Here is a 10,037-nt window from a genome sequence, read left to right as displayed (position 1 = left end):
TACCGCGATATCATTGTTTTGCTGCGGCATCATGACGCGTATACGGAGCGCTTGCGCCGCACTTTTGAGCGCTACGAGATTCCGTATTTTACGGATCGGCGGCAGGCGATGCGCCACGACGCGTTGGCGGTCTTTGTAAGCGCGGCGCTGACCTTGGCGGCGCAAGGTTACAGCACGTCGCAGGTACTGCGTTTGCTGAAAACCGGATTGCTGCCGATAGCGACGCGCGACGTGGAAGAACTGGAAATGTATTGCCGCGAGTTTGCGATCAGCCGCGGCGACTGGACCAAAGAGGAACCCTGGCAGCATCGCCGCATTCGCCGCCTGGAAGCGCCGGAGCCGGTGACGGAACGCGAGCAGGCGCGTTGGGATCGGGTCAACGGCGTACGCGCGACGCTTAAAGAATGGCTGGCGCCGCTGGCGCAAGTATTTAAAACGCAGGCGACCGTACGTGAAGTGGCGCTGGTCATGTATGATCTGCTGGCCCGCTTGCCGCTGGAAGCGGAATTATTAACGCACGGCGAAAGTCTGACGGAAGAAATTTATCGCGGCCGCCAGCAGGTCTTGCAACGCATTTACGCGCTTTTGGATGAATGGGTCGAAGTCGGCGGCGCGGAAGTGTGGCCGGCGCGAGACGTGGCGCGCATTTGGACGGATTTGCTCGCGGAGTTGAGTTACGCGTTGATTCCGCCGACGCTCGATCACGTCACTTTCACGACGATTGACCGCGGCTATCCGCTCAACGCGCGCGCGGTGTTTGTGCTCGGCCAAAATGAAGGCGTCTTTCCCGCGCGTCCGCAACCGTTGAGTCTGTGGTCGGATCGTGATCGTACGGAACTGGCGCAACTGGACCTGGCCTTCGGTACGGACTCGGTCACGCTTGCTTTGCAGGAACGGCAATGGCAATATTTGGCGTGGACACGCGCCGAGGAAAAATTGTATCTGAGTTACGCGCGCGCCGATGAAGACGGCACCGCGTTGGAACCGGCCTTTTTACTGCGACGCCTGGTCGCGCTCGGTTGGACGGATTCCGTTCATTCGGCAGTCAGTTCTTGCCCGGAGGATGGTTGGGTGCGACCGCGCCAAAGTTTGGCGGGATTACCGCAGGCGCTGCGCGAAGAATCGCCCGCGGAAGAATGGTTCGGCTTGTACGACTGGGCGATGCGGCAACCGTCGCATAAAGGCGCGGCGTACGCGTGGACGCGCAGTCTGTTCTACACGAATCGGGCGGCGGTGTTAGGTCCCGCGCTCAGCCGTAAGCTCTACGCGCCGCAAGGCACGTTTCACGCCTCGGTCACCGCGTTTGAAATGTATCGCGCTTGTCCGTTCCGCTTTTTCGCGCGCTACGGCTTGCATTTGGACGAACCCGCGCGCGGCGAATTGACCCCGGCGGATTACGGTTCGTACATGCACGCGGCGTTGCACCAATTCGGCGCGGAACTGCTGACGGAGACGCGTGAATTTCGCGATGCCGATTCGGCAGAAATCACCGATCGCAGTCGGGCCATTGCGGAACTTATCGCGCCGCGCGTGCAAAATGACCGCTTCGCGACGAATCCGTTTTACTCGTATATCCGTACGCAGCTGGATCGAACTTTACGGGAAACGTTGACGCGTCTGGCGGAATGGTCGCAGCGCGGCGCGTTCCAAACCGCCGGCTTGGAAGAAATGTTCACGTTGCCGGTCGGCAGTATCGGCGACACGGAATTCACGTTGATCGGCACGATCGACCGACTGGATTATTATCGCGATCCCGAAACGGGAAAGACGTACTACCTGATCATCGATTATAAAACGGGCGATACGAAGATTTCGCTCGGCGATTTGTACTACGGTCTGCGTTTGCAGCTGGCGACGTACTTGTACGCGGCGTTGCGGCGGGATGACGGCGAAGCGCTGCCGGCGGGCATTATGTATGTGTATGTGCAGGATGAGCGCGCCGATTTGAAGGCGCCGCCGCGCGATGACGCGACGATTCGCAAAGCGCTCAAGCAGCAATTGCAGACGCAGGGTTATTTCCTTTCGGAACGCGAAATTTTAGAAAAAATCGACAGCGAAGTCGGCGGGGAAATTTCCTTTTTGCCGATTCGTATTAATAAAGACGGCAGTCTGCGCAAAGATGCCAAGGCGGAAAACGCAGCCGCGATGCGGTTGATTGTCGCGTATATAGCGACGCTTTTGCCGCAAATCAGCGCGCAAATTTTAGCGGGACGGATCGATGTGATGCCCTATCGCCAAGGCAACACCGTGGCCTGCAAGTACTGCCCGTACCGCGCGGTTTGCGGGTTTGACCCGGCGCTTGCCGGCAACCGCTACCGTTACTTGCCGAGTTTGAATGATGAAGAAGCTCTTGAAAAAATGACCGCGACAGTCGCAAAGGAGACCGGCGATGCAATGGACAACTGAACAGGAAGCGGCGATCACGAGTCGTCGCCAAAATCTTTTGGTCGCCGCTGCGGCAGGTTCGGGTAAAACGGCGGTGCTCGTCGAACGCATCATTCGACGGCTTTTGGATCCGCACGATCCCGCGGATATTACCCGTATTCTCGTAATGACGTTTACGCGGGCGGCGGCGCAGGAGATGCGTACGCGCATCGGCACGGCGCTCGCCGCGGCCGCCGCGACGACGCCTTCGGCGCACATCGATCGGCAATTAGCGCTGCTGGGATCGGCGCAAATTTCAACGATCCACGCGTTTTGCCAGCAAATTATTCGCCAATATTTTTACCGTTTGGATTTGGACGCGGGCTTTCGTCAGGGCGGCGAGCAGGAGTTGGCGCTCGGGCGGCTGGAAGCCTTGGAGCAGACGTTGTTTGAAGCCTATGAAGAGGCGTCACCGGAATTTTTGCAATTGGCGGATTTTTTCCGCACAAAAACGAATGACGCGCAACTGCGCGCCGCGGTGTTGCGATTGTACGAATACAGCCGCAGCATGCCGTTTCCCGAAGCGTGGTTGGAGGCGCTCGCCGCGCCGTATGCCGAAGCGGACTTGGCGGATCTGACGCCGCTTTGGGAAGAGTGGCGCGCGGGCGTCACGCAATGGCGAATGCAATTACAGAACGCGCTGGATGAATTGGCGCTGTACCCGCAACTGCAAAACGCGCGGGAGGTTTTGGCGGCGGATTATGCGACCGCGACGGCGCTTTGTGACGGGGAAGACTGGCACACTATTTATGACGCGGCGCAGGCCTACGCGCCGATGCGTTGGCCGGGCGGCAAGCTGAAGGATGAGGCGGCGAAAGCGGCCAAGACGGCGGCCAAAGAGATTCGCGACGCCGGGAAAGCATGGTTGAAGGGCTGGACGGAAGGCATTTTAGCCGCCGCGCCCGCGACCTGGCGGGACGATTTGCAAGCGACCGCGCCGCTTGTCGCGGCACTCGTCAAGGTGACGAAAACGTTCGCGACCGCGTACACTACGTGGAAAAAATCGGAGCGCCTGATCGATTTCAGCGATTTGGAACATTACGCGCTCACGCTGTTGCTCGCGCCGGAATCTACGCCGGACGCGCCGTTGCCGTCGGACATCGCGCGGGAACTCGCCCGCGAGTACGATGAAATCATGGTCGACGAGTACCAGGACACGAACGGCGTGCAGGAACTGATCGCAAGCCTGATCGCGCGCGCGGATAATCGATTCATGGTGGGCGATGTCAAGCAAAGCATTTATCGTTTTCGGCTGGCGGATCCGACGATTTTTCTCGGTCAGTACGAACGTTTTTCGCGAGACGTGCAGGCGACTTCGCGACGCATTGATTTGCGGGAAAATTTTCGCAGCGATCGCACCGTGTTGGATGCGGTGAATGAAGTGTTCGCCCGAATTATGCAACCGCCCGCCGCCGAATTTTCTTACGATGAAAACGCGGCGTTTATCCCCGGGCGGACGATCACGGACGCGCCGGAGAACTGGGTCGGCGGTTCCGTCAGCGTGCGCTTTGTCACGCCTTTCGATGACGCAACGACGGCGGACGCGGCGGATATTCCGCCCATTGACGATGATGCGGAGGAAGAACCGTTATCGGCGATGGAAGCGCAGGCGCAGGCGATCGCGGATGAGTTGTTGCATTTGCACGAGACGGCCGTCGTGCAGGAAAACGACGGCACGTTTCGTCCGTTTCGCTGGCGCGACGCGGTGATTTTGATGCGTTCGGTCGCGTCTAGGATTGATGTCTTTGTCGAAGTATTGCGCGCGGCGGGTATTCCCGTGTACGCGGAGCAGGCCGGCGGCTATTTTGCCGCGACCGAAGTGCAGACCATGCTTTCGCTTTTGCGTTGGCTCGATAATTCCCGACGCGATTTGGAGGCGGCGGCCGTGTTGCGCTCGCCGCTCGTCGGTTGCGATGAACGCGATCTGGCGGAAATGGCGCTGCTGCGCAATGAGGAAGCGCCGGCGCTGTGGGATGTTTTGCCCACATGGCTTACGCGCCTCACCGATGAAGAAAAGCGCGGCCGAGTCGGAGAATTTTACGCCTTGCTTACCCGTTGGCAGTTGTTGGCGCGTCAAGCCGGCATCGGTCAGCTGGTGCGGCGCATCTACGAAGAAAGCGGGTATCATGCGTACGTCGGCGGTTTGCCGTCGGGATCATTACGACGCGCGAACCTGGAAGCCTTGTACGCGCGCGCGGTCGAGTTTGACGACGGTGCCGGCGGCGGGATTTCGCGCTTTTTGGAATATTTAGAAGAACTGCAGCGGCAGAAGCAGGATTTGTCGGTACCGGCGACCATGGGCGAAAACGAAGACGCGGTACGCATTATGACGATTCACAAAAGCAAAGGGCTGGAATTTCCGGTTGTGTTTTTGGCGAATATCGATAAAGAGTTTAACTGGAAAGATACGCAGGCGCGTCTTTTATTGCATCGTCGTTACGGGATCGGACTGTCTCGCTACGATGCAAAGCGTCGTCTGACGTACCCGACGGTGCGCTGGCATTTGCTGCGTGAAATTTTGCGGCGGGAAACGCTGGCGGAAGAGCAGCGGCTTTTGTACGTGGCCATGACACGCGCGCGAGATAAATTGTATCTTTACGCGGGCCCGTCACCGACCGGCGCGCATGCGGCTCCGGAAGCCGCGCGCTCCTATTTGGAATGGTTGTGGCCGCATCTCGAAACCGGGACATTGCCGCGCTGGGATGTGCAGACGGTGACGCCGACAGGGAACGAAGCGGTGGCAACGGTGGCGGATCCGCGTTTAGAAAACGTGCGGCAAGGCACATTGACGGGCACGCCGCTGCTGACGGAAATCGCGGAACGCCTTTCCTGGCAATATGACAAACCGCTTGCCACGCAGATTCCCGCGAAAGTCACCGTGACGGAAGTAACGCATCATTTGGGTGAAATCACGGCGGCTTTGCCGCCGTTGCCAAAAACGGAACGACCGGCGGCGGATTATCCGTTGCCGATATTGACGGTGCAACCGACGCAGACGGCTGATGAGGCGTCGACAAAAGCGGTGCGTTTAGTGACGATGATCGAGGAAGATGCCGCGGCGGAAAGTAAACCGGTGAATGACGCTTGGGTGCGTCCGCCGCAATTTGTCACGCCGGACATGCGGCCGGACGGCGGGGCTCGTTACGGTACGCTCATGCATCGCATTTTGGCCGAGATCGGCGCGGGCGACGGGACTACGACGGCGCAGGCGTATCTCGACCAACTTCAGCACGCGCAAAAAATAACGTCGGCCGAAGCGAAGTTGGCCCATCGTCATGATCTCGATTTGTGGTTAACCTGCGACACGGCGGCGGAGATTCGTCAATCCTCTTTTGTGTTGCGGGAATGTCCGTTCGGAATGTTGCTGCCGGCATCGGTGGCACTCGGCGTTCCGGCGGGCGATGACGAAGTGTTTTTACAGGGCGTGATCGACTGCCTGTACGCGACGGCCAGCGGCGATCTTGCGATTTTGGATTATAAAACCGATCGCGTGGATACGGCCAATGTGCTTTACGAACGCTACCATCGCCAACTCGATTTATACGCTCATGCGGCCACGCGCATTTGGCGGCGCCCGGTCGTGAAAAAAATCATTTATTCACTGGCCTTGCACGAGGCGATCACGTGGCAAGACGACGGCGATGCCGTGCTATAATGAGACCGAACAGAAAGGAGGGCGGATATGCAGGATGCGTTGACGGAAGTCATGACTTTGATGGAGGCGGCGGTGCGTTGGGACGTGCCCGCATCCACGTTGCGCCACTACGCGGGCGGCTATCGCAGGCCGGACGGAACGTTGGTGGAACCGATTTTTACGGCGACGGAAACCCGTAAATCGGAAGGCACGGTACTTATTACGCAAAGCGCTATGGAGCGGGTGTTCGGCGCGGAGAAAAACGCCCGCCCGCGCTACGAGCAAACCGCCCTGTTTGAGTAATATGGAATTTTGTTTGGACGCGGTCACAAAGACCTATACGGAGAAAAACGGCGCGCTAATCCAAGCGCTGGCGCCGCTTACGAAAACGGTCGCGCCGGGAGAATTCGTGGCGCTGATCGGTCCTTCCGGTTGCGGCAAATCGACGCTTTTATACCTGGCGGCGGGATTGCTGCCGCCGACATCGGGGCGTTTGTATTGGCGCGGCGCGGAGAAACCGCCGCAGACGGCGATGGTGTTTCAGCAGGGCGGTTTGTTTCCCTGGCTGACCGTCGCGGAAAATGTGGCGTTCAGTTTAGAGGATCGCGAGTTTTCGCAGCAGGAAATTGTCGAACGGGTAGCGCAAAAATTGGCGCGCATGCAGTTGAGCGAATTCGCGGATGCGTATCCGGGTTCGCTTTCGGGCGGCATGCGACAACGCGTCGGGATCGCGCGCGCACTGGTGACCGAGCCGGATTTATTATTAATGGATGAACCGTTTTCCGCGCTCGACGCGCAGACGCGTCGGCTGTTGGAAGATGATTTGGTGCAATATTGGGAAGAATTGCGTCCGGCAACCTTGTATGTCACGCACAACATCGCCGAGGCGGTGCGGCTCGCCGATGTGATTTGGGTGTTTTCGCCGCGCCCCGGCCGCATTGTGGAATGTTTGACGGTGGATATACCGCGCAAGGAACGGCATCAGCTCAGCGCGCGGACGCAGTTGGCGGCGCTGGAAGAAACCATTTGGCAGGAAATTAAAGCCGGCGCCACGGCGGCGTTGACGCAGGGAGGTCGCCATGACGACTGAACGCGAAGTACGGTACCGTTTGGCGCCCAAAGAAAGCAGTTGCGCACGCTGGTGGGCGCTGGCGGGCGTGTTGTTGCTGCTCGGTCTGTGGGAGTGGAGCGTGCGTCAGGGGTGGATTTCACCGGTATATCTCCCCGCGCCGTCGCAAATCGCGAGCGCGTTGGCGGCGTTAGTGCAAAACGGCACGTTGGGACCGGCGCTGGCAGCGAGCGCGCTACGCTGGCTGGTCGGCGTGATCGCGGGCGGTCTTGCGGCGTTGTTGTTGGCGCTCGCGGGCGAACTTTCGCCGACGTTTCGACGCTTGATCGAACCGTATATTTATTTCTTTTATCCCTTGCCGAAAATTGCCATTTTGCCGCTTTTCGTGCTCTGGCTCGGTATCGGTGAATTGCCGAAATATGTGCTGATTGCGCTCGGTGTCTTTTTCCCGGTTTTTATTAACACGATGGCGGGACTGGTGCGTTTGCCGCGCCTTTACCGTGAGGTTGCCGCGATGTATCCTGTGAGTCGCGGGCGGTATTTGCGTACCGTCGCGTTGCCGGCGGTGCTGCCGGAATTGTTCGCAGGCTTGCAACTCGGTTGCGGCACGGCGCTCGTGCTTGTCGTCGCGGCGGAAATGATCGCGGCGCAGACGGGGATCGGCGCGCTGATTTTGCATTTCGGGGATCTGATGTTGACCGCGCCGCTGTTGGCGTGCATCTTTGTGTTGTGTGTGGCGGGATTAATTGTCCAGGCGCTGTTGGCGCAGTGGCAACGGTATATGACACCATGGCGGGATCACCGCTGAGAAAGGAAGCAGCGTGAACGAACAAATGCAGGCGGCGTACGCCGACGTAATGCAGACGATAGCGGCGCTGATTAAAGAGCCGTGGGGACGCGTCGTTTGGCGAACGCTCATGGCGACCGAGCCGCTTCATTATTTTTATTACCGCCCGAAAACGCGCGCGGAGTATGTCTACTGGACGGATTCCGTTTGGCGGACGGGCGGCGCGGAAGAAGACCTGTGGCTGCAAATGGCGGCGGCCGACACGGCCGTGCGCGAACTTTGGAAAGCGTGGATCGCGGAGAACCCGGGACGTTCCCCATGGACAAGCGCGACGCTGGAATTTTCGCCGCACGGTTTGGAGAGCGCGATTTACAGTCATCGACATCATTACCAGTTCGATCCGATTGAAGAGCAATTTGCGTGGGAATACGAACGTTTCGGCGCCGTTTATTTGCCGTTGCGTTTGCGTCGACTGCTTACGGCGGCGTACAGCGCATGGCATCGGCCCTTGCGCAAGCAGCGGCATCGCTTGTGGCGTCGACGCCCGCGCGGCTATTGGGAACGGCTGCCCGGAGAAACGCCTGAGTATCGCGGCACTCGTCGCGTCCGCGTGCACGCGCTACGAACCGAAAACAAGGCGGCGGCAACGGCAAAAGCAAGCGAGACGATAGAAGATGCGTAAATACGCATCTTCTGTTTTTTATTTAGCAAAAAAATGCCGGATAAAATCCGAACGATTGAATTTATGTTCAAATATAAATACGATACGCAGCGAATTCTTTTTTAAATGAAGATGTTTTCGTACGCCATAAATATGGAAAAATCCGGCCTGTAATGGTAGAATAAACTCAATCAATTGCTGGTCATCCGCGCCACTTGGCGCGCTGCATAGTATGAGGGAGGAAACTATGTTACAACGAGTTTTTGTCGCCAAAAAAACGGCGCTGGCCGATACGGCGCAACGCCTTTTACGGGAATGGCGGGAGCAGCTGGGCCTGACGTCATTAGCCGATGTGCAGGTTTGGCATCGGTATACCGTGGATGGTGTCAGTGAAGAACTGTTTGCTCGCGCGATGACGACGATTTTTGCGGAACCTCCCGTGGATACATGGACGGAACATTTGCAAATCGGTCCGCAGGAAACGGCCTTTGCCGTCGAGTTATTGCCCGGTCAATATGACCAGCGCGCTGATTCGGCGGAGCAATGTCTGCGCTTGCTGGATCCGAGCGTCGATGCGCGTGTAGCGTATGCTACAGTATATGTCGTCACCGGTATTGATCGACCGGTCGACATCGTTAAATTGAAAGAATACGTGATCAACCCGATCGAAGCGCGCGAAGCGGCTTGGGAGATGCCGCGGGAGCTCATCGCGCCGGCGCATCAACCGCAACCGGTACCGGTATTGGACGGATTCATTTCCGCGACGCGGCCGGAACTTTTAGCAATGCTTACGCAGTACGGTTTGGCCATGGATGAAGCGGATCTGGCGGTCGTGCAGGAATATTTCCGTGATCAGGTGGATCGCGATCCGACGCTGACCGAATTGCGCGTCTTGGATACGTACTGGTCCGATCATTGTCGCCACACGACCTTCGGCACGGAACTGACGCATGTCGATATCAAGGCGGGTCACTTTACCGAGCCGATCGTCGAAGCGTACGACTGGTACAGTGAAGTGCACAACGGCTTGTACGGCGAAAATCCGCGGCCGCAATCGCTGATGGATTTGGCGACGATTGCGGTGAAATCGTTGCGCGCGCAGGGACTTTTGCGGGAGTTGGACGAGTCGGAAGAAATCAACGCCTGCACGATCAAGATTCCGGTCAAAACCCAAAAGGGCACGGAAGAATGGCTGTTGCTCTTTAAGAACGAAACGCACAACCACCCGACGGAAATTGAACCGTTCGGCGGAGCAGCCACCTGTTTGGGCGGCTGCATTCGCGATCCCCTGAGCGGACGCGCGTACGTTTACCAGGCGATGCGCGTGACCGGCAGCGGCGATCCGCGCACGCCGTTTTCGGAAACGCTCACCGGCAAATTGCCGCAGCGCACGATTACGACACAGGCGGCGGCCGGTTACAGCTCCTACGGTAACCAGATCGGTCTCGCGACCGGCCAGGTA

General features: G+C 58.4%; 6 protein-coding genes and 1 pseudogene. All 7 read left to right on the top strand.

Annotated elements, in window-relative coordinates:
* On the top strand, positions 1-2,406 hold a 2,406-nt coding region (locus KH813_RS04775; protein WP_303993903.1), incomplete at its 5' end, for a PD-(D/E)XK nuclease family protein.
* The gene (gene addA, locus KH813_RS04770) at positions 2,390-6,079 is read left to right on the top strand and encodes a helicase-exonuclease AddAB subunit AddA (RefSeq protein WP_303993899.1); all 3,690 of its coding nucleotides are present in this window, start codon (positions 2,390-2,392) and stop codon (positions 6,077-6,079) included. The genes KH813_RS04775 and addA, both read left to right, overlap by 17 nt.
* Positions 6,080-6,106: 27 nt before the next feature.
* Entirely contained in the window at positions 6,107-6,361 is a 255-nt protein-coding gene (locus KH813_RS04765; protein ID WP_303988814.1) for a helix-turn-helix domain-containing protein, read from the top strand.
* 13 nt (positions 6,362-6,374) lie between these two features.
* Entirely contained in the window at positions 6,375-7,148 is a 774-nt protein-coding gene (locus KH813_RS04760; protein ID WP_303993897.1) for an ABC transporter ATP-binding protein, read from the top strand.
* Complete coding sequence (locus KH813_RS04755; protein WP_303993894.1) at positions 7,138-7,935, top strand: ABC transporter permease; 798 nt, start codon at positions 7,138-7,140, stop codon at positions 7,933-7,935. Before KH813_RS04760 ends, KH813_RS04755 begins: the two co-directional genes overlap by 11 nt.
* 13 nt (positions 7,936-7,948) lie before the next feature.
* Complete coding sequence (locus KH813_RS04750; protein ID WP_303993891.1) at positions 7,949-8,596, top strand: immunity protein YezG family protein; 648 nt, start codon at positions 7,949-7,951, stop codon at positions 8,594-8,596.
* Between the two features lie 226 nt (positions 8,597-8,822).
* Positions 8,823-10,037, top strand: a pseudogene (locus KH813_RS04745) (phosphoribosylformylglycinamidine synthase); the annotation flags it as partial.

Origin of the sequence: Negativicoccus succinicivorans, assembly GCF_018373335.1 — a bacterium.
Classification (GTDB): Bacteria; Bacillota; Negativicutes; order Veillonellales; family Negativicoccaceae; genus Negativicoccus; species Negativicoccus succinicivorans_A.
This window is presented reverse-complemented; position numbering and strand designations above follow the sequence as displayed.